This window comes from Allopusillimonas soli (assembly GCF_004153445.1).
GTDB classification, from domain to species: Bacteria; Pseudomonadota; Gammaproteobacteria; order Burkholderiales; family Burkholderiaceae_B; genus Allopusillimonas; species Allopusillimonas soli.
Genome location: NZ_SDQC01000004.1, coordinates 244,343 through 267,224, shown reverse-complemented (window position 1 = coordinate 267,224; position 22,882 = coordinate 244,343). Strand labels below are relative to the sequence as shown.

Genomic DNA, 22,882 nt, shown 5'->3' with positions numbered 1-22,882 from the left:
CAACAAGGAGTGAGGCAAGCATGAAGATAAAAGCCGCCGTACTGCGCAGCATGGCGCATCCAGCGCCTTACGCGCAAAGCCGTCCTCTGGAAATCACGGAGGTGGAGCTCGATCCGCCCGGACCCGGGGAGGTGCTGGTGAGGATCAAGGTGGCGGGTCTTTGCCACTCGGATCTGTCTGTCATTACCGGAGACCGCCCCCGCGGCCTTCCCATGGTGCTGGGACATGAGTCCTCGGCGGAAGTCGTGGAGGCTGGCCCCGGCGTTAACGATCTCAGGCCCGGCGATCACGTGGTGACGGTCTTTGTACCCAGTTGCGGCTGCTGCGCACCCTGCATGCGGGGCCGGCCGGCGCTCTGCGAACCAGGCGCCGCAGCCAATGCGCAGGGTACGCTGCTATCGGGTGAACACCGGCTGCACCTGGACGGCGAGGCCCTGAACCATCATATCGGCGTATCGTGTTTTGCCGAATACGCTGTTATCTCCCGACGCTCCTGCGTCAAGATCATGACGGATCTCACGCACCGCGAAGCGGCCTTGTTCGGCTGCGCCGTCCTGACCGGCGCCGGCGCCGTCATCAATCGCGCCAGGGTACGTGCAGGCGATACGACAGCCGTAGTGGGCCTGGGCGGCGTAGGGCTGAGTGCCCTGATGGCCTGCGTCGCCAACGGCGCCCGGCGTGTCGTGGCCGTGGACCTGAGCGATGAAAAGCTGGCGCTGGCGCGCGAACTCGGCGCTACGCATCTGATAAACCCCCGCGACACGGCCAACACCAGCGATCTGCTGGATGCCGCAGGCGGGCGCGTGGATCATGCGTTCGACATGGCGGGCGCAGTCCCCGCCTTCGAGGCCGCTTATGCATTGACCGACAGGGGGGGTACCACTATTACATCAGGCCTGCCCAACCCAAGCCATGCATTCAAGCTTCCGCTTTCCCAAATGGTAGGGGAGGAGCGCGAAATCAAAGGCAGCTATCTCGGCTCGGGACAGCCGACGGTGGATATCACACGCTACATCGATCTCTACAAGGCCGGCCGCCTGCCCGTGAACCGGCTGATGGGCCAGACATTCATGCTGGACCAAGTGAATGAAGGCTTTGATCATCTGGCCTCGGGCAATGGGCTGCGCGACGCCATTGTTCTTGCGGATTGATTCGGAGCCGGCGAACGCGCCGGCTCCATCCTCGGCGCGCTACATGCGCTCGAAAATACCGGCGGCGCCCATGCCCGTCCCTACACACATGGTAAGCATGCCGTACTGCAGATTGCGGCGCCGGATGCCATGAATCACCGTGGCTGCGCGAATGGCGCCTGTGGCTCCCAGCGGATGGCCCAGCGCAATGGCACCTCCCAAGGGGTTGACAATATCCTCGTTCAATCCCAGCTCGCGAATGACAGCCAGCGACTGCGCGGCAAAGGCTTCATTCAGTTCGATCCACCCCATCTGGTCGAGCGTCAGGCCGGCCAACTTGAGCGCATGGGGAATGGCTTCCTTGGGGCCTATGCCCATGATTTCAGGCGGCACGCCCTTGACCGCAAACGACACAAAGCGAGCCAATGGCGTCAGGTTGTGCGTCTTGAGCGCTCTTTCCGACACAACCAGCAAGGCGCCGGCGCCATCCGAGGTTTGAGAACTGTTTCCCGCCGTAACGCTACCGCGCATCGCAAACACAGGCTTCAGCTTTGCGAGCGCCTCGGCATTGGTATCGCGTCGCGGCCCCTCATCCAGCGTGAAACGGCGCTGCGCTACAAGAACGTCGGCGGCCCCGCTCTGGGCAGCGGCGGCTAGGTCGGGCAAACGGCGCGTGACTTCCACAGGCAGTATCTCGTCGGAGAACTCGCCGGCATCTTGCGCAGCAACAGCGCGCTGGTGGGAACGCAGGGCAAAGGCGTCTTGGTCTTCGCGCGAAACTTTCCAGCGGGTCGCCACTTGTTCGGCCGTCAGGCCCATGCCGTAGGCGATGCCCAGATTTTCGTCGCCATCGAATATCGCTGGGCTGAAACTGGTGCTCACCCCCATGGTGGGAACGAGACTCATGGATTCGGTGCCCGCTGCCAAGAGCACATCGGCCTCGCCGACGCGGATGCGGTCCGCAGCCATGGCGATGGTGGTGAGACTGGAGGCGCAAAAGCGATTCACGGTAACGCCCGCCACGGAGTCGGGCAGGCCGGCCAGCAATACGCCTTTTCGCGCCACATTCAGGCCCTGCGGCCCTTCGGGAATGGCGCACCCCACGATGGCATCCTCGATCGCGGCGGGATCCAGCGTGGGCGTCTGGGCCAGCGCGCCGCGTATGACCGTCGCCAGCAGGTCGTCGGGACGCGTATGCGACAGCATGCCGCGCGGCGCCTTGCCGATGGGGCTGCGCTTGGCGGCGACGATATATGCTTGCTGCAGTGTAGTCATGTGGCTTTCCTTTCTTGATGCGTGCGTCAGTTGCGTACGGGTTTGCCGGTTTTCAGCAGCGAAGTGACACGCTCCAGCGTCTTGGGATGCGCCAACAACGTCAGGAATGCCTCACGCTCCAACTTGAGCATCCAGGTTTCGTCCACCATGGAACCAGGATCGACGTCGCCGCCGCACAATACCTGTGCCACATGGCTTGCAACTTGGAAATCATGGTCGGAGATATACCCGCCCACCAGCATGTTGACCAATTGCACCTTGAGCGTAGCAGTGCCGTCGCGACCAGCGACAGGAAACTGTCGCGGCAACGGTGGCCGCCATCCGCTTTCAGCCATGGCGTGCGCCAAGCGGGTGGCAACATAGAGCACCTCGTAGCGGTTCATAACGATGGGATCGGAGGGCAGCAGATAGCCCAGATCACGCGCATCAAGCGCGGAACGGGACACCTTGGCGGTGGCAATGTTGAACGCGAAGCGCTTCAGGTAGGCCAGCAGCGGCGCATCGGGGGCGCCCTGCGCCTGCAGCGCGGCGGCATGCCGCGCTGCGTAGGTGAGACCGCCCGCGCCTGGCACCAGGCCTATGCCGGCCTCAACAAGACCAATGTAGGTTTCAAAATGGGCTACGCGAGCAGCGCAATGCACCGAAAGCTCGCAGCCGCCGCCCAGTGCCATGCCGGCCAGTGCCGCCACGACAGGAACTTGCGCATAACGCAGGCGCATGACCATGTCCTGCATGGCCTTTTCCACGGGCTCTATGGCAGCAGCACCGCCCTGCTCGAAAATGGGCAGCAGCGACTTCAGGTCCGCGCCCGCCGAGAAGGGATCGTCCGGGTGTCCTATGACCAGAGCCCGGTAATCGGCCTCCGCCATATCAACGGCTTGGACGATGCTGGCCACGACGCCGGGGCTGAGCGTGTGCATTTTGGTCTTGAAGGACAGCAGCAGCACGTCCTGCGGATGAGGCGCGGGCAGCGTCCAGCAGCATGCGTCGTCGTTCTCGAACACGATGTTCCTGACCAGCGTATCGGCTTCGCCCACAAGGCGCGGCGCACCGATCTGGCGTCGATAGCCCGCCAAGGTATTGCGTCCCTCGTAGCGTTGCGCGCGCGCATTCCACGACCCCTGCGGCGTGTGAACACCTTCGTTGTCCCACACCGGCCCCTGCGTGACCCAGTCCGGTAACGGCGCACCGGACAAGGCCAGGCCGGCCTTGATGTCCTCCTGTATCCATCCGGCAACGCGGCGCCAACCCGCGGCCTGCCAGATTTCAAAAGGCCCCTGGGCGTGGCCGAAGCCCCACTTCATAGCCAGGTCTACCTGCGCCGCGGTGTCGGCAATGTCGGCGAGATGCACGGCGCTGTAATGGAAGCTGTCCCGCAAGATAGCCCAGAGAAAGCGTGCCTGTGGGTGATCGGAATCGTGCAGCGCCTGAAGTCGCGTGACCGGATCGCGCTCGGCCAGCATGGCGGCAACGGCATCATCGATATGCGCATCGGCGGGTACATACTTGCCTGTATCCGGATCCAGCCGCAGTATCTGCTTGCCTTCCTTGCGGTAAAAACCCGCACCGCTCTTTTGACCCAGCGCGCCTTGCTCAACCAGGCTGGCGAGTGCGGCGGGCTTGACGAAATGGGTGTGAAAGGGATCGTCGGGCAACTGGTCGCGCATGGTATCTATGACATGGGCCAACGTATCCAGGCCGACCACGTCCGCCGTGCGGAATGTGCCCGACTTGGCACGGCCCAGGCGCGTGCCGGTGAGCTCATCAACCAGTTCGTAGGTGAGTCCTTGCGCGGCCGCCTGGACAAACACGGACAGTATGCCGAACACCCCGATGCGGTTGCCAATGAAGTTGGGCGTATCCTTGGCGCGCACCACGCCCTTGCCCAGCCCCGTGACCAGGAAGGTTTCCAGTGCGTCCAGCAATTCGGGCCCGGTTTGCGCCGTAGGGATGAGCTCGACCAGATGCATATAGCGCGGCGGATTGAAGAAATGAACACCGCAAAACCGCGCTCGCAGCGTTTCCGGCAACGCCTCCGCCAGGCTGGTGATGGACAGGCCGGACGTGTTGCTGGCAATGGCGGCATGCGCGGGCAGCGCTGGGGCCAGCTTGTGGTAGAGATCACGCTTCCAGTCCAGGCGTTCGGCAATGGCCTCAATGACTAGATCGCAGTCGGCCAGCAATCCGAGGTCGTCGTCGTAATTTGCTGGCGTGATCAGGGAAGCCAATTCTGGCACACCCAGCGGCGCAGGGTTCAGTTTCCTGAGCTGGACAATAGCGCGATTGACGATGGCGTTCTTGTCTGTCTGTCCTTCTTTTGTGTCGGGCAGATCGAACAGTATGACGGGCACGCCTGCATTGATGCAATGCGCGGCGATCTGCGCGCCCATGACGCCGGCACCGCAGACGGCCACCTTGCGTACGCGGAAGGAATCGGGTGCCGCTGCCTGGGAGTTGCTGGACTGCATAGACGAATCTCCACTGAAATTGTTCTATGCATACATCTTAGCTTAGTCGGGGCGAGTTAGAATGAACCATTCCGTCCCTGTTTTCATGCTGCCGCCATGGCCCGCCTTCCCCGCCTTTATGCTCCCGATATCCCGCAGCTGGTGCAGGCGGAGTTCGCACAGCCTCTGGCCGCCGCATCCGACCCCACACCTGTGCAGCAGCTCGATCAACTGATGGCATGGCTGCGTACGGACGCACGCGAGTATCGTGTCGCACTGCATGCATGGCTCATATTGAACGACAGAATTACCCTGCTGGCCACGCCACCTGACGAGCGCGGCATATCGCGTCTCATGCAGGCCCTGGGACGGCGCATGGCGGCCGGTATGCGACATGGACGTGTCTACAAAGGACGCTACCGGGGTGCGCTGGTCCAACCCGGTATGTGGGTGCTGCCGGCGCAGATATGGCTGGAATCGCTACCCGTGCAGGGCAGATACGTGGACGAGCCGGCGCACTGGCCGTGGTCGTCCGCCGCCGGGCACGCAGGCATTGCATCCAGCCATGCAGACCTCGCCACCGATCATGCCGATTACTGGCACATCGGCAATACGCCCTTCGCAAGGCAGGCAAGCTATCAAGCGCTCATCGGGCGCGGGCTGACCCAGCCGCAAGGCCGCCGCATTCAGGATGCCCTTTTCGGGCAGTGGGTTCTGGGCGATGCCGACTTCCTGGAATGGATCAAGACTCGGGCCAGCCGGCGTGTGGCGCCCGCACCACGCGGCCGGCCGCGCAAAGCGGCTGCCGAGCCCGACACGCCTGCACGCACACTGGCGTAGGCCGGCGGTGCGTGTCAGCGCGGCAGCGTCGTCGTACCCATGAGGTATTCGTCCACCGAGCGCGCGCACTGGCGGCCCTCGCGTATTGCCCACACCACCAGCGACTGGCCGCGCCGCATGTCGCCTGCGGCAAACACATTGTCAACGCTGGTTCTGTAGCTGTCGGTGTCGGCTGCGGCGTTGCCGCGTCCATCGACATCCACGCCAAACGCATCCAGCACCTTGCGCACCGGATGCACGAAACCCATGGCCAGGAGGACGAGATCCGCCGGCAGATCAAACTGCGATCCTTCGACCTCACGCATCTTGAGCTGCCCGGTGGCCTTGTCCTTGACCCACTCAACACGCACCGCAACCAGCTTCTGGACCTTGCCGTCCTTGCCTTCAAAGCACTTGGTGGACACCGCCCAGTCGCGCTCGCAGCCTTCCTCATGGGAAGACGAGGAGCGCAGCTTGGCCGGCCAATACGGCCAGGTCAGCGGTTTGTTTTCCACTTCCGGGAGGCGAGACATCAGCTCGAATTGCGTGACGGACACCGCACCTTGACGATTGCTGGTTCCCACACAGTCCGATCCCGTATCCCCGCCGCCAATGACGATGACATGCTTGCCCTTGGCACTGATCTGGCCGCGCAGCCGATCGCCATTGTTGAGCTTGTTCTGCTGACGCAGGAAGTCCATGGCAAAGTGTATGCCCTGCAGTTCGCGCCCCGCCACCGGCAGATCGCGCGGCGTCTCGGCGCCACCGCTAAGCACGACCGCGTCGAACTCCGCGCGCAGCGATTCCGGCGTACGCACGGTCAAGCCCTCCTGGGCGTCTTCCGGATTGCCCACATAAGTGGAAGGATAGAACTCCACGCCTTCGGCTTCCATCTGCGCCAGGCGGCGATCTATATGCGACTTCTCCAGCTTGAAATCGGGAATGCCGTAGCGAAGCAGGCCGCCGATTCGATTGCTCTTCTCGAATACGGATACGAAATGTCCGGCGCGCGCAAGCTGCTGGGCGCAGGCCAGGCCAGCGGGGCCGGAGCCCACGACGGCCACGCGTTTGCCCGTCTTGCGCTGCGGCGGCTGGGGCGTCACCCAACCCTCGGACCAGCCCTTGTCGATGATGGCATGCTCAATGGACTTGATGCCGACCGCATCATCGTTGATATTCAGTGTACAGGCGGCCTCACATGGCGCCGGGCACACCCGGCCGGTGAACTCGGGAAAGTTGTTGGTCGACTGCAGGACGTCGAGCGCACGCCGCCAGTCCTGCTTATAGACCAGGTCATTGAAGTCGGGAATGACATTGTTGACCGGGCATCCGTTGCTGCAGAACGGAATGCCGCAATCCATGCAGCGCGCCCCCTGTTTTTTTGCTTCGGCATCGGTCAGCGTGGCGACGAATTCGCGCCAATGGCCCAAGCGGGCCTGGGGCGCCTCATAGGCCTCTTTGACCCGTTCGTATTCCAGGAAACCGGTAATCTTGCCCATGTTCTAGTCCTCAGGCGGCAATTTGTTGGGGGTTGGCCTCTCGCCACAGATCTCCAAGCGCGCGCCGGTACTCGACGGGCATGACCTTGACGAAGGTAAGGCGGTTGCGGCTCCAGTCGTCCAGGACGTCCCGGGCGCGGAAACTGCCGGTGTAGCGGTAGTGATCTTCGATCAGCCTGCGCAGTATGGTTTCGTCCGTCTCGCGCTCGCAGCCGCGCGCAACACTGTGCCAGGTTTCCTGCCGGCCCAGTTCCAACTGCTCGTCGTGAGACGCGACGTGCTCCAGTTCCACCATGGACAGATTGCAATTCTGGCGGAATGTGCCGTGCGGATCCCATACATAGGCCACGCCGCCGGACATGCCCGCGGCAAAGTTGCGACCCGTCGGCCCCAGCACAACGACCGTACCGCCCGTCATGTATTCGCATCCGTGGTCGCCGGTGCCTTCAACGACGGTGGCGGCGCCCGAATTGCGCACCGCAAACCGCTCGCCGGCCACGCCATTGAAATAGGCCTCGCCTGAAAGCGCACCATACAGAACAGTATTGCCGGCAATGATGTGGTCGGGGCCAAACCCTCGGAAATCGTTGGGCGAGCGCACAATGATGCGGCCGCCCGAAAGGCCCTTGCCGACATAATCGTTGGCTTCGCCCACGAGATCCAGCGTAATGCCGTGGGCCAGGAAGGCGCCGAAGCTCTGGCCCGCCGTGCCGTTGCACTGGATATGAATGGTGTCGTCGGGCAGCCCCTCGTGCCCATGTGCTGCGGCGACCACGCCCGAGAGCATGGCGCCTATGGTGCGGTTTCGATTGCGCACCGGCGTAATGAAGGACACTTTGTCGCCGCGCTCTATCGCCGGCTTGCTGCGCTCGATCAATTGCAGATCGAGCGCATGGTCGAGCGCATGATCCTGCTCCTCGGTCTGGTGCAGCGTCCCCTCGGTGGAAACGGCATGGAAGATGCGGCTGAAATCCAGTCCCTGCGCCTTCCAGTGCTCTATGCCCTTGCGCATGTCCAGCAGGTCGACGCGGCCAATCAGCTCGTCGACTGTGCGTATGCCCAACTGCGCCATGATCTCCCGCATTTCCTCGGCCACGAAGAAGAAGAAGTTGACGACATGCTCGGGCTTGCCCTGAAACTTCTTCCTCAGCACGGGATCCTGCGTGGCCACGCCGACCGGGCATGTGTTCAGATGGCATTTGCGCATCATGATGCAGCCTTCGACCACCAGCGGCGCGGTGGCAAACCCGAACTCATCGGCGCCCAGCAGCGCGCCGATCACCACGTCGCGGCCTGTCTTCATCTGGCCGTCGGCCTGCACACGGATGCGGCTGCGCAGGTTGTTCAGCAACAGCGTCTGCTGCGTCTCGGCAAGCCCCAGCTCCCACGGCGTGCCGGCATGTTTGATGGAGGAGACGGGAGAAGCACCTGTGCCGCCATCATGTCCAGCAATGACGACATGATCGGCCTTGGCCTTGGCAACGCCCGTGGCCACCGTACCCACGCCCACTTCAGACACCAGCTTTACGGATATGGATGCGCGCGGATTGACGTTCTTCAGGTCATGAATGAGCTGGGCAAGGTCCTCGATGGAATAGATATCATGATGGGGCGGTGGCGAAATAAGCCCCACGCCTGGCACCGAATAGCGCAGCTTGGCGATGTACTCGGACACCTTGTGGCCGGGCAGCTGTCCGCCTTCGCCTGGCTTGGCGCCCTGCGCCATCTTGATCTGGATCTGGTCGGCGCTGCTCAGATATTCGGCCGAGACGCCAAAGCGCCCCGAAGCCACCTGCTTGATGCGCGAGCGCAGCGAGTCGCCGGCTGCCAGTGGAACGTCGGCTTCGATGCGCTCCGAACCCAGGACGGAGGCCAGCGTGTCACCCTTTTTGACGGGCGGCTTGCCGGTGCGCAGCTCGCTGCGATATCGCAGTTCGTCTTCACCGCCTTCGCCGGTGTTTGATTTGCCGCCGATGCGGTTCATAGCCACAGCCAGCACTGTGTGCGCCTCGGTGGAAATCGAGCCCAGCGACATGGCGCCCGTGGCAAACCGCTTGACGATTTCCTTGGCCGGCTCCACTTCATTCAGCGGTATCGCCTTTGCCGGATCGAGCCGGAACTCGAACAGGCCGCGCAGCGTCATGTGGCGACGTGACTGGTCGTTGATGAGCTGGGCGTATTCCTTGTACGTGCCATAGCTGTTGGCGCGCGTCGAATGCTGCAGCTTGGCGATGGAGTCGGGTGTCCACATGTGGTCTTCGCCGCGTATGCGCCATGCGTAGTCGCCGCCCGCATCCAGTTGGTCCGCAAGTACAGGATCGTCGCTGAAGGCGGCGCGGTGTACGCGAAGGGCTTCCTCGGCCACCTCGAAAATGCCAAGGCCGCCGATATGGCTTGGGGTGCCCGAGAAATACTTATCGACCAGGCTGCCGCTCAGGCCAACCGCCTCGAATATCTGGGCGCCGGTATACGACATGTAGGTGGATATCCCCATCTTGGACATCACCTTGTTCAGCCCCTTGCCGACGGCTTTTATGTAATTCCGTACCGCATCCTCGGGCTTGGGCATCGCAGCCAGGGATTCCAGCGCAAGATAGGGATGAATGGCTTCCGCGCCATAGCCGCCCAGCAGGGCGAAATGGTGTACTTCGCGAACCGACCCGGTTTCCACGACAAGGCCTGTGCGCGTGCGCAGACCCTTTCGTATCAGGTGCTGATGAATGGCCGACGTGGCAAGCAGCGCAGGGATGGCCACGCGCTCGCTGTCCACCTTGCGATCGGTGATGATCAGGACGTTATAGCCGCTGCGCACAGCATCCGCGGCATTGGCGCAAAGGCCCGCGAGACAGGCTTCTATTCCTTCGCGGCCCCATGCAACGGGATAGGTAATGTCCAGCTCAAGACTACGGAACTTGTCGGCTGTGATCTGCGCAATATTGCGGATCTGCGCCATGGCGGCCACGTCGAGCACCGGTTGCGCAACCTCCAGACGCAGCGGCGGATTGACGTTGTTGATGTCCAGCAGATTGGGCTTGGGTCCGATGAAAGACACAAGCGACATGACCAGTTGCTCGCGAATGGGATCGATGGGCGGATTGGTCACCTGCGCAAACTTCTGGCGGAAATAGTTGTAGAAGGGCTTGGCCCGGCTGGACAATACCGCCAGGGGCGCGTCGTTGCCCATCGATCCGGTGACCTCCTGGCCTTCGCTGGCCATGGGCTCAAGAATGAACTTGAAGTCTTCCTGCGTCCAGCCAAATGCCTGCTGACGGTGAAGCAGGGAAATGCCCGGCGACGCGTCGTCTTGGGTCTGCGCAGGCAAGGATTCGAGCTTCAGGCGCAGCCGTTCGATCCACTGGCGATAGGGATGCATGTTGGCCAGTTGAGACTTGATCTCGACATCGTCGATGATGCGGCCCTGCTGCAGGTCGATCAGGAACATCTTGCCTGGCTGCAGGCGCCATTTCTTGACGATGCGGTGCTCGGGAACCTGCAAGGTACCGGCCTCGGACGCCATGATGACCATGTCGTCATCGGTAACGAGATAGCGCGCCGGGCGTAGGCCGTTGCGATCGAGCGTGGCGCCGATCTGGCGGCCGTCGGTGAAGGCCACGGCAGCGGGCCCGTCCCACGGCTCCATCATCGCAGCGTGATACTCGTAGAAGGCGCGACGGTTCGCGTCCATGTCTGCGTGCTGCTCCCAGGCCTCGGGAATCATCATCATCATCGCATGGGCCAGAGAATAGCCGGACATCACCAGCAGTTCCAGGCAGTTGTCGAACGTGGCGGTATCTGATTGGCCCTCGTAGACAATCGGATACAGCTTGGGCAGGTCCTCGCCCAAGACGGCCGACTCCATGACCCCCTCACGGGCGCGCAGCCAATTGAAATTGCCCTGCACCGTATTGATTTCACCATTGTGCGCAATCATGCGATAAGGATGCGCCAGCGGCCATGCGGGGAATGTGTTGGTGGAAAAACGCTGGTGAACCAGTGCCAGGGCGGACGTGGTGCGGCTGTCGGCAAGATCGCGGTAATAGCGGCCCACTTGGTTGGCCAGGAGCAGGCCCTTGTACACCACCGTGCGCACTGAAATCGACGGCACGAAATACTCCTGGCCATGCGCCAGTTCCATTTTCTGGATGGCGTGGCTGGCCGTCTTGCGGATGACGTAAAGTTTGCGCTCCAGCGCATCGGGCACCATGATATCGGGGCCGCGACCGATAAAGAGCTGCCGAATGACGGGCTCACAGGCCTGAACGGTGGGCGACATGGGCATGTCGCGGTCGACCGGCACGTCGCGCCAGCCAAGCACCACCTGACCTTCGTCCCGCACCGCTCGCTCGAGCTCTTGCTGACAGGCCAGCCGGGAAGCGGTTTCCTTGGGCAGGAATACCATGGCCACGCCATATTCATCGGGGGGCGGCAGCGAGACACCCTGCTCGGCCATCTCGGCGCGATATAGGGCATCGGGAATCTGGATAAGAATGCCCGCGCCATCGCCCATGAGCTCGTCGGCCCCCACGGCGCCACGATGATCCAGGTTTTCGAGGATCTTCAGCCCTTGCTGGATGATGGCGTGACTCTTGCGGCCTTTTATGTGGGCCACGAAGCCCACGCCACAGGCGTCGTGTTCATTTTCAGGCCTATACAGGCCCTGCGCACGGGGCGCGGCATGGCGCGGGCGCACACGGGGCACACGCCGGGTAGCGGCTTCGGGCGCAGAATGCCCGGCGGACAAGCCGCCGGTCTGCGCCGCGGGTGCGGAGGAGACGGACTGTGACATAACTGAAAACTCCGGGGGAGGGGCTGCGGCAATGCACACGCAGCTGCGGGAATGGCAACCTTACCGCCGTTTGCTGCCCCGCACAACTATAAAATAATAGGGTGCGTCCCTATAATATATCGCACCAAAATGGATACATTATTATTGGGGACAAAACTACAAATTTGATAATAAAGGAAATTTATTAATTTAAATTTTCGGAAAAGCATGCATTCAGGCTGGGTTTCCTGTTTTCATCCGCTGATTTTCCTGAAAAATCACGCGCAAAATGTATGCCGCAACCCACACTGCGCATCCGTGCACGAATGGCTACCGGCGTCGGCAGACTGGCCGCGTTGCCGTTCCCAGCGCCATGAGACGCTACAATGCAAAGCTTATTGTCAGCGTGGCGTGGCTTTCTTTATGTCCATGATTACCTCCGACGCGACCGATCCCGTTGTACTGTTCTCGGCCGTCGACCTGGGATACGGCGACTTCACTGTGCTGAAAGAAGTCGACCTGAGGGTGGCCCGTGGCCAAGTGGTGGCCATGATGGGCGGCTCGGGCTCCGGCAAGACGACATTGCTGCGGGCAACCACTGCACAAATACGGCCTCAACGAGGCACCATCGCGGTGTTCGGCCAGGACCTGGCATCGCTTTCAGGCGAGAGGCTACGCCAGGTACGCCAACGCATGGGCGTGCTTTTTCAGCAAGGCGCGCTTTTCACCGACCTCAATGTGTTCGAGAACGTGGCCTTCCCCTTGCGCGAACACACCACCATGACTGAACAGGCCCTGACAGAACGTGTGCTCGACAAGCTCGACGCCGTGGGTCTGCGCGCTGCAGCGCATCTGGGCATCTCGGAGATATCCGGCGGCATGGCCCGCCGGGTGGCGCTGGCCCGCGCCATCGTGATGGAGCCTGAACTCATCCTGTACGACGAGCCCTTTGCCGGACTGGACCCCATCTCGCTGGGCATCACGGCGCAACTCATCCGCGACCTCACCGACCGTCTGCATTGCGCATCCGTACTCATCACCCACGACGTGCCGGAGTCTTTCGCAATCGCCGACCAGGTATACGTCGTGGGCCAGGGCAAGCTCCTGGCTTCGGGCACGCCACAGGCGCTGAGCGGCTCGCAAGACCCCTACGTAAAGCAGTTTCTCAATGGCGAGCCCGATGGCCCGATCGCCTTCCATTACCCCATAACGCCCGCCTTCACGGCCTGGCTCGAACAGCAATCCGGACGCCCATGATCTCTCCCGTTCAACGTATTGCGCACCTCGGCGCCCGGGTCAGACGGAACATCTCCGGCCTGGGCGCCTTTGTGCGGCTTTCCGCAGGCATCCTGGCGCGCAGCGCCGTGGCCCTGCGCCGCCCCGGCTTGATCATTCAGCAAATACATTTCATCGGCAATTATTCCCTGCTCATCATTGCCGTTTCGGGATTGTTCGTGGGCTTCGTGCTCGGGCTGCAGGGCTACTACACCCTGAACCGCTACGGCTCCGAAGAAGCACTGGGACTGCTGGTGGCGCTCTCTCTTACGCGCGAGCTGGGCCCGGTGGTTACCGCGCTGCTTTTCGCCGGCCGGGCGGGCACGTCGCTGACAGCGGAAATCGGCCTCATGAAAGCGGGAGAGCAGATTTCCGCTATGGAGGTTATGGCGGTGGATCCCATCCGGCGCGTGCTCACGCCTCGATTCTGGGGCGGGTTCATTGCCATGCCGATCCTGGCCGCCGTGTTTTCCATGGTCGGCATCATAGGCGGCTGGATTGTAGGCGTGCTGCTCATAGGCATCGACGCCGGCGCGTTTTGGTCGCAAATGCAGGGCGGCGTGGATGTGGTCAACGATGTGCTCAACGGCGTCATCAAGAGCCTGGTCTTCGGCACGGCTGTCACCTTGATCGCACTGCATGCCGGCTGGACGGCCAAGGCCACGCCGGAGGGCGTGTCGCGCGCCACCACGCGCACGGTGGTAACAGGCTCCCTCGTGGTACTGGGGCTGGATTTCCTCCTGACCGCACTGATGTTCAGCACCTGAGGGGCGCGGCCGACACGGCGCGCCAGCGAGACAAACGCAATTTGGACAACGGATTTTCTATGAAGCACGAAAGAACCGATTTCTGGGTAGGGCTGTTCGTACTGCTGGGCATTATCGCGCTGGCATTCCTTGCCCTCAGGGCAGGCAACATGAGCTCGTTTTCCTTTGCCCCCACGTACCAGGTCACAGCCCGTTTCGATAATCTGGGCGGCCTGAAAACGCGGGCACCCGTCAAAAGCAGCGGCGTGGTCGTGGGCCGCGTGGCCAGCATCGGCTTCGATAACACGCGTTACCAGGCGGTTGCCACGCTGGACATCGAGGAAAAATACCAATTTCCCGACGATTCCTCGGCCTCCATACTGACTTCGGGCCTGCTCGGCGAACAGTATGTCGGCATCACGCCGGGCGGCAGCGATAAAATGCTGGCGCAGGACGGCGAAATCAAATACACGCAGAGCGCCGTGGTGCTCGAGGAGCTGATCAGCAAGTTCCTATACAACTCAGCTAACGACGGAGGGAGTGCCAAATAGGAATCCGTGCCGGGCTGCACTGGCCTCCCATGTGAGTTTACAATCCGTGAACTGCGGTATAACTGACAATAGCTGAATAATGACAGATCCTGACACATCCGCGCCCCAGCGCGCACTGCGCTCCCTCACGCTGGCCTCGCTTCTGGGCACCACCGCGCTGGTCGCAGGATGCGCCACCGTGACGCACCCGACTCCCCAAGACCCCTGGGAGAGCTACAACCGCAGCATGTATGCGTTCAATGACACCGTCGACAAGGCTGTGCTCAAGCCCATCGCCACCGGCTACGACAAGCTGATGCCCGATCCGGCGCAAACGTGCATCCACAACATCTTCAACAACGTGGGCGATGTCTGGTCCGCCGTGAATAGCTTTCTGCAGGGCCGGGGCGTGGATTTCATCAATACATTGGGCAGAGTACTGTTCAACTCCACCATGGGGCTGGGCGGCTGTATCGACGTGGCGTCCATGAATGGCTCCAAGCGCATCGTCAACGACTTCGGCGTCACGCTGGGCGTGTGGGGCCTGGACGCCGGCCCCTATGTGGTGCTGCCGTTCCTGGGGTCCAGTACGCTGCGCGACAGCAGCGCGCTTGCCGGCACGCTTGCCACCGGCTTCTCGCCTATGACCCCGGTCATGCAGATCGACGATGTGCCGGTCCGCAACAGCATCCTGGGTCTATATATTGTCGATACTCGGGCCAATCTGCTGGAGGCTGACAAGCTGGTCGATGACATCGCCCTGGATCGGTACAGCTTCATCCGCGACGCCTATCTGCAACGCCGCAAGGCGCTGGTGGAAAGCCGCCGCCAGGGCCGTGCGGCACCTGACCAGACCCAGGACAGCCGCCTGCCGTCCTACGAGGATCCGGACTTGCCCGACTACGGCGAAGATCCCGGTGCCGACCAGAATCTGCCCGACTACGGACCCGACCCTGGGGCGCCGCAGTCTTCCGGCGCAGCCAGCACCGTGCAGCCAGCGGCGCCGTCGCCGACGACTAGCCAATAAAGGAGGCTTGCATCAATGATTCTTGCATTTCTGCGTTCCACATCCCTGCTGCAGCGGCTCTTTGCCGCGGCATGCCTGGGCATCGCGCTTGCGCTGTCCGCCACGGCGGCCAAGGCTGGCGAAAAGGTCGATCCCAATGCGTCGCCCAACGACTTCGTGCTTGCGGCCGCCACCAATGCGCTTGAGGCGGTGAAGAGCGACGAACAGGCCAAGGCGGGCAATCTCGCCCGTATCAACGAACTGGTCGACCAGTACATACTGCCCTATGTCGATTTCGAGAAGACGACCCGCTTGGCCGCGGGCCGCTACTGGCGCCAGGCCACACCGCAGCAGCAGCACGACCTGGTCGATGCCTTTCGCGGCACGCTGGTGCGCACCTACAGCGGCGCCCTGGCCAATGTGGACAAAGTGTCCGGCATCAAGATGGAGCCTTTCCGCGGCGACCCCAACGCTAAAGACGTGGCGGTCCGCTCCACGCTGACGCAGACCAACGGCCCCGCCGTAGCCATAGGCTACCGCCTCGAGAAAACCCCCGAGGGCTGGAAAATCTACGATCTGAATGTCGAAAACATCTGGCTTATCCAGAACTACCGCAATCAGTTTGCACAGCAGATCTCGCAGAACGGGATCGATGGACTCATCGCCGCACTGAAACGCGACGCCACAAAATAGACGCCGGCAGGACGCCTGGCCCGAACAGCCCGCTTTGCAGCAGCATGCACAGGCGGGCCACGGCCGGCGCGGCGGACTGCGCAGGAAGCCTCCCTCCAGCGCTCCGCTGGGCGGCGCAGGCGAGCGGACCCGCCAACGCGCCACCACCGACTATAATGCTTGGCTTGGCTCCTTCGGAGCCGGGCTTTTTATTTTTGTCCATGTCCGCCATCAATCTAGAGAATATTTCCAAGATATACGCGCCTGCGCCCATCAGTCTGGGGGCACGGCTGCGGCGCCAGCCTCCGCAGCCAGGCCATCAGGCGCTGTCCAATGTCAGTTTCACGGTCGAACATGGCGAGTTCTTCGGGCTGCTGGGCCCCAACGGCGCAGGTAAGACCACGCTCATATCCATACTGGCCGGGCTCGCAAGCGCCTCCTCCGGCCGCGCGCGCGTATGCGGCTACGACGTGCAAACTGATTTCCGGCAGTCACGAAGGGCGCTGGGTGTCGTACCCCAGGAGCTGGTCTATGATCCATTCTTCACCGTCAGGGAAACCCTGCGCATACAGTCTGGCTACTTCGGCCTGCGCAACAACGACGACTGGATAGACGAAATTCTGTTCAATCTCGGCCTGTCCGACAAGGCCGAGTCCAATATGCGGGCACTCTCCGGCGGGATGAAGCGCCGGGTTCTGGTTGCACAGGCGCTGGTACACCGACCGCCGGTTATCATTCTGGACGAACCCACCGCCGGCGTGGACGTCGACCTGCGCCGCACGCTCTGGGCTTTCATTTCCCGCCTGAACAAGGAAGGGCATACCATTCTGCTCACTACTCACTACCTGGAAGAAGCCGAGGCGCTCTGCCGCCGCGTGGCCATGCTCAAGCAGGGGCGCATTGCCGCACTCGACACCACGCAAGCGCTGATGGCCAGGGTGGGCGGCGCCGATCTGGAGGATGCATTCGTGCGCATCATGCACGACGACGAATTCCTGGGAGTGACGGCATGAGCACCCGCCCCTTGTTGCAGCCGCGTGACGGGCTGGGATCCGGCTTTCCGACCCTGCTCAAGAAGGAGCTCATGCGCTTCTGGAAAGTGGCTTTCCAGACCATTGCGGCGCCGGTCGTCACAGCCCTGCTCTACCTGCTGATCTTCGCCCATGTGCTGGAAGGCCGGGTTCACGTTTATGGCACGGTACCCTACACCGCGTTTCTGATCCCCGGCCTCATGATGATGAGCATGCTGCAGAACGCGTTTGCCAACCCCTCGTCATCGCTGATTCAAAGCCGTATCACGGGCAATCTTGTATTCATTCTGCTGCCGCCGCTTTCCCATGTGGAAATATTTGCCGCATACCTGCTATCGGCCATTGCCCGGGGCCTGTGCGTGGGGGCCTGTATATGGCTTGTCGCGCTGTTCTTCGTACCTTTACCGCCCGCGAACCTGCTGTGGGTGCTCGTGTTTGCGATCCTGTCCTGTGGCATCATGGGCACGCTTGGCCTGATCGCGGGCCTGTGGTCCGAGAAATTCGACCAATTGGCGGCATTCCAGAATTTTCTCATCATGCCGGCCACGTTTCTGTCCGGCGTGTTCTACTCCATTCACAGCCTGCCCCCCTTCTGGCAGGCCGTTTCGCGGTGGAATCCGCTGTTCTACACCATAGATGGCATGCGCTACGGCTTCTTTGGGGTTTCTGACGTCTCCCCGTGGCACAGCCTGGTCGTCGTTGCCGTGGTGGCTGCCATGCTCGGTCTTCTCGCCCTGCGCCTGGTCGCCAGCGGCTATAAACTCAGGAATTGAAAACCATGTTGCCGACTCCCGAACAAGTACGCGATTACATTGCCGCCAACCTGGACTGCCGGCATATCGAGGTGCAAGGCGACGGCTCGCATTTCGACGCCGTCATCGTCAGCCCCGCCTTCGAGGGCAAGCGTCTCATCGCGCGCCACCAACTGGTCTATGCAGCGCTTGGCGACCGCATGAAAGCCGAGATCCACGCCCTGTCCATGCGCACATTAACGCCGGCCGAATACGAGGCGAACCCGAATGGATAAGCTTCGCATCACGGGCGGCCGGCAGCTTCAGGGGGACGTTGCGGTGTCAGGCGCCAAGAATGCCGCGCTCCCCATTCTATGCGCCTCGCTGCTGACAGGCGATACGCTCTCGCTCAGCAATGTGCCCGGCCTCAACGATATCGGCACCACACTGCGCCTGCTGGGGCAAATGGGCGTGCAGGCGGACCGCGACCGGCAGGCCGGCACGGTGATGTTGAATGCGACTGGCGTGGACCGGCTTGAAGCGCCCTATGATCTCGTCAAGACCATGCGGGCGTCCATTCTCGTGCTTGGGCCGCTGTTGGCTCGCTTCGGTGAGGCGCGCGTCAGTCTCCCGGGTGGATGCGCCATTGGCCAACGTCCCGTCGATCAGCACATCAAGGGGCTGGAAGCCATGGGCGCGGAAATCAGCATCGAGCATGGCTATGTCGTTGCGCGCGCACGCCGGCTCAAGGGCGCCTCGATCCGCACGGACATGGTCACGGTAACGGGCACCGAGAACCTGATGATGGCGGCCACGCTTGCAGAGGGCCGCACCACCCTGGAAAATGCGGCCCGCGAACCGGAAATCGGTGACCTGGCGGAGTTGCTCAACCGAATGGGCGCGCGTATTCAAGGCCACGGCACAGACCGCATAGTGATCGACGGCGTGGAGAAGCTGCATGGCGCCGAGCATCGCGTCATCGCCGACCGCATCGAGGCGGGCACCTTTCTTTGCGCGGTGGGCGCCACGGGCGGCGACATCACGCTGCGCAACGCCGCACCCGGGACCATGGGTGCCACACTCGACAAGCTGACTGAAGCCGGCATGCAGATCGAGTGCGGGGAGGACTGGATCCGCGCCACGATGAAACAGCGCCCCCGAGCCACGGGCTTTCGAACCAGCGAGCATCCAGGATTCCCAACCGACATGCAGGCACAGTTGATGGCCCTGAACACGATTGCCGACGGCACCTCAGTCATCGTTGAGAACATCTTCGAAAACCGCTTCATGCACGTGCAGGAACTGGTGCGCATGGGCGCCGTCATCGACATCGACGGCCACACGGCCATCGTGTCCGGCGTCGAAAGGCTGTCGGGAGCCACCGTCATGGCCACCGATCTGCGCGCATCGGCCAGCCTGGTCATCGCCGGTCTGGCCGCATGCGGCCAGACCACCGTCGAACGTATCTATCACCTGGACCGCGGCTATGAGCGCATGGAAGAAAAACTGCGTGCGCTCGGCGCGGATATCCAGCGCATAACCGGAACGCCCCAATGAGCCCCGCAAGCCTGGACAAGCCCCTGACCCTTGCTCTATCCAAGGGCCGGATTTTCGAGGAAACCATGCCGCTGCTGGCCGCCGCGGGCATCAGCGTGACCGAGAATCCCGAAACCTCGCGCAAGCTGATTCTGCGCACCAGCAGTGCCGGCCTGCAGTTGATCATCGTGCGCGCCTCGGACGTGCCCACTTATGTGCAGTACGGTGCGGCTGATTTCGGCATCGCAGGCGCCGACGTCCTGTACGAGCATGCCGCCGCCCATCCTGGCGCCCTCTACCAGCCCATAGACCTGAACATTGCGCGGTGCCGCCTGTGTGTGGCCGTACGCACGGGTTTCGACTACGAAGCCGCTGTGCGTCAAGGCTCACGGCTTCGCGTCGCCACGAAGTACGTACGCGCCGCGCGAGAGCATTTTGCCCGCAAGGGGGTCTACGTCGATCTGATCAAGCTTTACGGTTCCATGGAACTGGCGCCGCTGGTCGGGCTGGCCGACGCCATCGTCGACCTGGTGTCTACGGGCGGCACGCTTAAGGCCAACAATCTGATGGAGGTCGAGGAAATCACGGCGATCTCCTCGCGCCTCATCGTCAACAAGGCCTCGCTCAAAATGCGCGGCAGCGGCCTGCAACCATTGATCGACGCTTTTGCGCGCGCCTCGGCGGGCGGCACGGCCCGCTGAGAGGCCACTCGCAGCCGGCCTTTCGCGGGCAAGGCGACCACTTCCGGTATAAACTGGGACAAACAGAACGCACTCATTGGCTTGTACCATGCTCTCGATCAAACGCCTCAACACCCGGGACGACGGGTTCAAGGCCAGTCTTCGTGCCCTGCTGGCTTTCGATGCCACGCAGGACGACTCCATAGAAAACGCCGTAACCGATATCCTGAAAGGGGTAAGGCAGCATGGCGATGCCGCGCTGCTTGACTACACGCGCCGTTTCGACCGCGTAACTGCTGCATCCGTGGCCGAGCTGGAAATCACGCCCGCGGCGCTGGCCGCAGCGCTGGACAGCCTGGATGCAGCGCAGCGTCAGGCACTGGAAGCCGCCGCAGACCGCGTACGACGCTACCACGAAAGACAGCGCGCCGAAACCTGGACCTACACAGAAGACGACGGCACAATGCTGGGCCAGAAGATCACGCCGCTGGATCGCGTCGGCCTGTATGTGCCGGGCGGCAAGGCCGCATACCCTTCGTCAGTTCTCATGAACGCCATACCGGCCAAGGTTGCGGGCGTTGGCGAGGTGGTCATGGTTACGCCCACGCCCGACGGCTTGCGCAACCCCATCGTACTCGCGGCCGCCGCGCTCGGGGGTGTCGACCGCGCCTGGGCCATCGGCGGTGCACAAGCCGTAGCTGCGCTCGCATTCGGCACCGACACCATCGCCCCCGTGGACAAGATCGTAGGACCCGGCAATGCATATGTCGCGGCGGCCAAACGCCGCGTATTCGGCGTGGTCGGCATAGACATGATCGCGGGCCCCAGCGAAATCCTCATCGTTGCGGACGGCACCACGCCGGCAGACTGGGTGGCCATGGATCTGTTCTCCCAGGCCGAACACGACGAACTGGCACAGGCCATTCTGCTATGCCCCGACGCGGGCTACCTGGATCAGGTCGCCCAGGCCATGGACCGCCTGCTGCCAGGCATGCCGCGCGCGGACATTATCCGCACAAGCCTGGCCAACCGCGGCGGGCTGATCCAGGTGCGCGACATGGAAGAAGCCTGTGAAATTGCCAACGATATCGCCCCCGAGCATCTTGAAATCTCCGCCGACGAGCCTCAACGCTGGGCGGATCTCATCCGCCATGCCGGCGCCCTATTCCTGGGCCGCTACAGCTCCGAGGCGTTGGGCGACTACTGCGCGGGGCCCAACCACGTATTGCCCACATCGCGCACCGCCCGCTTTTCCTCGCCGCTGGGCGTCTACGATTTCCAGAAACGAAGCAGTCTCATCCAGGTATCGCGGGATGGCGCCCAGACATTGGGCCGCATCGCCGCCTGCCTGGCCTACGGCGAGGGCCTGCAGGCCCATGCCGCCAGCGCCGAATACCGGCTTCCATCCACCGAAAAAACCTGAATGACCATGCGTACAGCCGACATTACCCGGAACACCAACGAAACCCGAGTGCGCGTGGCCATCAACCTCGATGGCACGGGCAAACAATCCATCAACACAGGCGTCCCCTTTCTGGACCATATGCTGGATCAGATCGCCCGCCATGGGCTGGTCGATCTGGACATCCAATGCGACGGCGACACGCACATCGACGACCACCACACGGTGGAGGATGTAGGCATCACGCTCGGACAAGCGTTTGCAGCGGCTGTCGGCGACAAGGCTGGACTGCGCCGCTATGGCCACGCCTATGTGCCGCTGGACGAAGCGCTTTCGCGCGTGGTCGTCGACTTTTCCGGGCGGCCGGGCCTGTACTATCACATTCCATTTACGCGCTCGCATATCGGCCGCTTCGACGTCGACCTGACGCGCGAGTTTTTCCAAGGCTTCGTCAACCATGCACTGGTCACGCTGCACATCGACAATCTGCGCGGCGAGAATTCGCACCATCAGTGCGAGACAGTCTTCAAGGCCTTTGGCCGTGCCTTGCGCATGGCAACGGAGATCGACCCGCGCAGCGCGGGCGTGGTACCGTCCACCAAAGGCGTGCTCTGACACTCCCTCGGGAAGCCATACCGAATCACTCTTACTTTTCCATCTATCGTGAATACGATCGCCATCGTTGACTATGGCATGGGCAACTTCCACTCGGTGGCGCGCGCCCTGCATGCCGCCGCGCCCGATGCCGACATACGCGTCTGCCGCGAGGCCGCCGGAATCGACCGCGCCAGCCGCGTGGTGTTTCCCGGACAAGGCGCCATGCCTGATTGCATGCGCACGCTTGAACAATCGGGCCTGCGGGACGCCGTAATGCGGGCAGCCCGCAGCAGACCGCTGCTGGGCGTGTGCGTGGGCGAACAGATGCTGTTCACACGCAGCGAGGAGGGCGATGTGCCCTGCCTGGATCTCTTTCCGGGCGTGGTTAGGCGCTTCTCGGGCACGCAGTTTGCAAGCCGGGATGATGCGCCTTGCAATGCCGGACAGGCCGGCGACAGGCCGGAGCGGCTGAAAGTGCCTCACATGGGCTGGAACCGCGTGACGCAGATCCGTGCGCATCCGCTATGGGACGGCATACCCGATGAAACCCATTTTTATTTCGTGCACAGCTATTATGCTCAACCGGAACAGCCATCCCTTACCGTTGGGGAAAGCCATTACGGCCTGCGCTTTACCTGTGCCATCGCAGACGCTAACATTTTCGCGGTACAGTTCCACCCCGAGAAGAGCGCAGGGCATGGCCTGCGGCTGTACCGGAATTTCGTAGACTGGAATCCTTAG

19 protein-coding genes are annotated in these 22,882 nt (G+C 62.4%); 15 read left to right on the top strand and 4 right to left on the bottom strand.

Annotated elements, in window-relative coordinates; translation table 11 throughout:
- Positions 1–20: 20 nt before the first annotated feature.
- Complete coding sequence (locus ERD78_RS14090) at positions 21–1,151, top strand: zinc-dependent alcohol dehydrogenase family protein (protein WP_129969955.1); 1,131 nt, start codon at positions 21–23, stop codon at positions 1,149–1,151.
- A 39-nt stretch (positions 1,152–1,190) separates the two neighbouring features.
- On the opposite strand, the gene ERD78_RS14085 is transcribed toward ERD78_RS14090, so the two are convergent.
- Entirely contained in the window at positions 1,191–2,405 is a 1,215-nt protein-coding gene (locus ERD78_RS14085) for an acetyl-CoA C-acyltransferase (protein WP_129969954.1), read from the bottom strand.
- Positions 2,406–2,431: 26 nt separating this feature from the next.
- Entirely contained in the window at positions 2,432–4,873 is a 2,442-nt protein-coding gene (locus tag ERD78_RS14080) for a 3-hydroxyacyl-CoA dehydrogenase/enoyl-CoA hydratase family protein (protein ID WP_129969953.1), read from the bottom strand.
- A 96-nt stretch (positions 4,874–4,969) separates the two neighbouring features.
- Here ERD78_RS14080 and ERD78_RS14075 point away from each other — a divergent pair, with 96 nt between their 5' ends.
- A complete protein-coding gene (locus ERD78_RS14075) occupies positions 4,970–5,692 on the top strand; it encodes a hypothetical protein (protein WP_129969952.1) in 723 nt (240 codons plus the stop codon).
- 14 nt (positions 5,693–5,706) lie between these two features.
- On the opposite strand, the gene ERD78_RS14070 is transcribed toward ERD78_RS14075, so the two are convergent.
- Together ERD78_RS14070 and ERD78_RS14065 are read right to left on the bottom strand one after the other, a co-directional pair.
- Complete coding sequence (locus tag ERD78_RS14070) at positions 5,707–7,170, bottom strand: glutamate synthase subunit beta (protein WP_129969951.1); 1,464 nt, start codon at positions 7,168–7,170, stop codon at positions 5,707–5,709.
- A gap of 10 nt (positions 7,171–7,180) precedes the next feature.
- Positions 7,181–11,956: a glutamate synthase-related protein gene (locus tag ERD78_RS14065; protein ID WP_129969950.1), complete on the bottom strand. Its 4,776-nt coding sequence runs from the start codon at positions 11,954–11,956 to the stop codon at positions 7,181–7,183.
- 402 nt (positions 11,957–12,358) lie between these two features.
- Between ERD78_RS14065 and ERD78_RS14060 the strand changes: the two genes are divergently transcribed.
- The 13 genes from ERD78_RS14060 to hisH all read left to right on the top strand — a co-directional run bounded on the left by ERD78_RS14060 (position 12,359) and on the right by hisH (position 22,882).
- Complete coding sequence (locus tag ERD78_RS14060) at positions 12,359–13,192, top strand: ABC transporter ATP-binding protein (protein WP_129969949.1); 834 nt, start codon at positions 12,359–12,361, stop codon at positions 13,190–13,192.
- Positions 13,189–13,977, top strand: coding sequence for a lipid asymmetry maintenance ABC transporter permease subunit MlaE (gene mlaE, locus ERD78_RS14055; RefSeq protein ID WP_167668939.1), 789 nt, complete (start codon positions 13,189–13,191; stop codon positions 13,975–13,977). The genes ERD78_RS14060 and mlaE overlap by 4 nt, the downstream gene beginning before the upstream one ends.
- 59 nt (positions 13,978–14,036) lie before the next feature.
- Positions 14,037–14,507 carry an outer membrane lipid asymmetry maintenance protein MlaD gene (gene mlaD / locus ERD78_RS14050; RefSeq protein ID WP_129969948.1) on the top strand — a complete coding sequence of 157 codons (471 nt, stop codon included), beginning with the start codon at positions 14,037–14,039 and terminating at the stop codon, positions 14,505–14,507.
- 79 nt (positions 14,508–14,586) lie between these two features.
- Positions 14,587–15,513, top strand: coding sequence for an MlaA family lipoprotein (locus ERD78_RS14045; protein WP_129969947.1), 927 nt, complete (start codon positions 14,587–14,589; stop codon positions 15,511–15,513).
- A gap of 15 nt (positions 15,514–15,528) precedes the next feature.
- Positions 15,529–16,185 carry an MlaC/ttg2D family ABC transporter substrate-binding protein gene (locus ERD78_RS14040; protein ID WP_129969946.1) on the top strand — a complete coding sequence of 219 codons (657 nt, stop codon included), beginning with the start codon at positions 15,529–15,531 and terminating at the stop codon, positions 16,183–16,185.
- 200 nt (positions 16,186–16,385) lie between these two features.
- Positions 16,386–17,177, top strand: coding sequence for an ABC transporter ATP-binding protein (locus ERD78_RS14035; RefSeq protein WP_129969945.1), 792 nt, complete (start codon positions 16,386–16,388; stop codon positions 17,175–17,177).
- Positions 17,174–17,968 (top strand): ABC transporter permease, encoded by a 795-nt coding sequence (locus tag ERD78_RS14030; protein WP_129969944.1) that lies wholly within the window; start codon positions 17,174–17,176, stop codon positions 17,966–17,968. The genes ERD78_RS14035 and ERD78_RS14030 overlap by 4 nt, the downstream gene beginning before the upstream one ends.
- 5 nt (positions 17,969–17,973) lie before the next feature.
- Positions 17,974–18,222 carry a BolA family protein gene (locus ERD78_RS14025; protein WP_129969943.1) on the top strand — a complete coding sequence of 83 codons (249 nt, stop codon included), beginning with the start codon at positions 17,974–17,976 and terminating at the stop codon, positions 18,220–18,222.
- A complete protein-coding gene (murA, locus tag ERD78_RS14020) occupies positions 18,215–19,483 on the top strand; it encodes a UDP-N-acetylglucosamine 1-carboxyvinyltransferase (protein WP_129969942.1) in 1,269 nt (422 codons plus the stop codon). Before ERD78_RS14025 ends, murA begins: the two co-directional genes overlap by 8 nt.
- On the top strand, positions 19,480–20,163 hold the full coding sequence (gene hisG, locus ERD78_RS14015; RefSeq protein WP_129969941.1) for an ATP phosphoribosyltransferase: 684 nt from the start codon (positions 19,480–19,482) through the stop codon (positions 20,161–20,163). Before murA ends, hisG begins: the two co-directional genes overlap by 4 nt.
- An 88-nt stretch (positions 20,164–20,251) precedes the next feature.
- Positions 20,252–21,565, top strand: a complete 1,314-nt coding sequence (hisD, locus tag ERD78_RS14010; protein ID WP_129969940.1) for a histidinol dehydrogenase — start codon at positions 20,252–20,254, stop codon at positions 21,563–21,565.
- Positions 21,566–21,571: 6 nt separating this feature from the next.
- Positions 21,572–22,159, top strand: coding sequence for an imidazoleglycerol-phosphate dehydratase HisB (gene hisB, locus ERD78_RS14005; RefSeq protein ID WP_129970135.1), 588 nt, complete (start codon positions 21,572–21,574; stop codon positions 22,157–22,159).
- A gap of 48 nt (positions 22,160–22,207) precedes the next feature.
- Entirely contained in the window at positions 22,208–22,882 is a 675-nt protein-coding gene (hisH, locus tag ERD78_RS14000) for an imidazole glycerol phosphate synthase subunit HisH (RefSeq protein WP_129969939.1), read from the top strand.

Bases quoted from the DNA above. Each gene is read 5' to 3' on its own strand.
- hisG (WP_129969941.1), top strand. From the start codon at position 19,480: ATGAGCCCCGCAAGCCTGGACAAGCCCCTGACCCTTGCTCTATCCAAG.
- hisB (WP_129970135.1), top strand. From the start codon at position 21,572: ATGCGTACAGCCGACATTACCCGGAACACCAACGAAACCCGAGTGCGC.
- ERD78_RS14075 (WP_129969952.1), top strand. From the start codon at position 4,970: ATGGCCCGCCTTCCCCGCCTTTATGCTCCCGATATCCCGCAGCTGGTG.
- ERD78_RS14025 (WP_129969943.1), top strand. From the start codon at position 17,974: ATGTTGCCGACTCCCGAACAAGTACGCGATTACATTGCCGCCAACCTG.
- ERD78_RS14085 (WP_129969954.1), bottom strand. From the start codon at position 2,405: ATGACTACACTGCAGCAAGCATATATCGTCGCCGCCAAGCGCAGCCCC.
- ERD78_RS14045 (WP_129969947.1), top strand. From the start codon at position 14,587: ATGACAGATCCTGACACATCCGCGCCCCAGCGCGCACTGCGCTCCCTC.
- ERD78_RS14040 (WP_129969946.1), top strand. From the start codon at position 15,529: ATGATTCTTGCATTTCTGCGTTCCACATCCCTGCTGCAGCGGCTCTTT.
- ERD78_RS14060 (WP_129969949.1), top strand. From the start codon at position 12,359: ATGTCCATGATTACCTCCGACGCGACCGATCCCGTTGTACTGTTCTCG.
- ERD78_RS14080 (WP_129969953.1), bottom strand. From the start codon at position 4,873: ATGCAGTCCAGCAACTCCCAGGCAGCGGCACCCGATTCCTTCCGCGTA.
- ERD78_RS14035 (WP_129969945.1), top strand. From the start codon at position 16,386: ATGTCCGCCATCAATCTAGAGAATATTTCCAAGATATACGCGCCTGCG.
- ERD78_RS14090 (WP_129969955.1), top strand. From the start codon at position 21: ATGAAGATAAAAGCCGCCGTACTGCGCAGCATGGCGCATCCAGCGCCT.
- hisD (WP_129969940.1), top strand. From the start codon at position 20,252: ATGCTCTCGATCAAACGCCTCAACACCCGGGACGACGGGTTCAAGGCC.
- mlaD (WP_129969948.1), top strand. From the start codon at position 14,037: ATGAAGCACGAAAGAACCGATTTCTGGGTAGGGCTGTTCGTACTGCTG.
- ERD78_RS14070 (WP_129969951.1), bottom strand. From the start codon at position 7,170: ATGGGCAAGATTACCGGTTTCCTGGAATACGAACGGGTCAAAGAGGCC.
- ERD78_RS14065 (WP_129969950.1), bottom strand. From the start codon at position 11,956: ATGTCACAGTCCGTCTCCTCCGCACCCGCGGCGCAGACCGGCGGCTTG.
- ERD78_RS14030 (WP_129969944.1), top strand. From the start codon at position 17,174: ATGAGCACCCGCCCCTTGTTGCAGCCGCGTGACGGGCTGGGATCCGGC.
- murA (WP_129969942.1), top strand. From the start codon at position 18,215: ATGGATAAGCTTCGCATCACGGGCGGCCGGCAGCTTCAGGGGGACGTT.
- mlaE (WP_167668939.1), top strand. From the start codon at position 13,189: ATGATCTCTCCCGTTCAACGTATTGCGCACCTCGGCGCCCGGGTCAGA.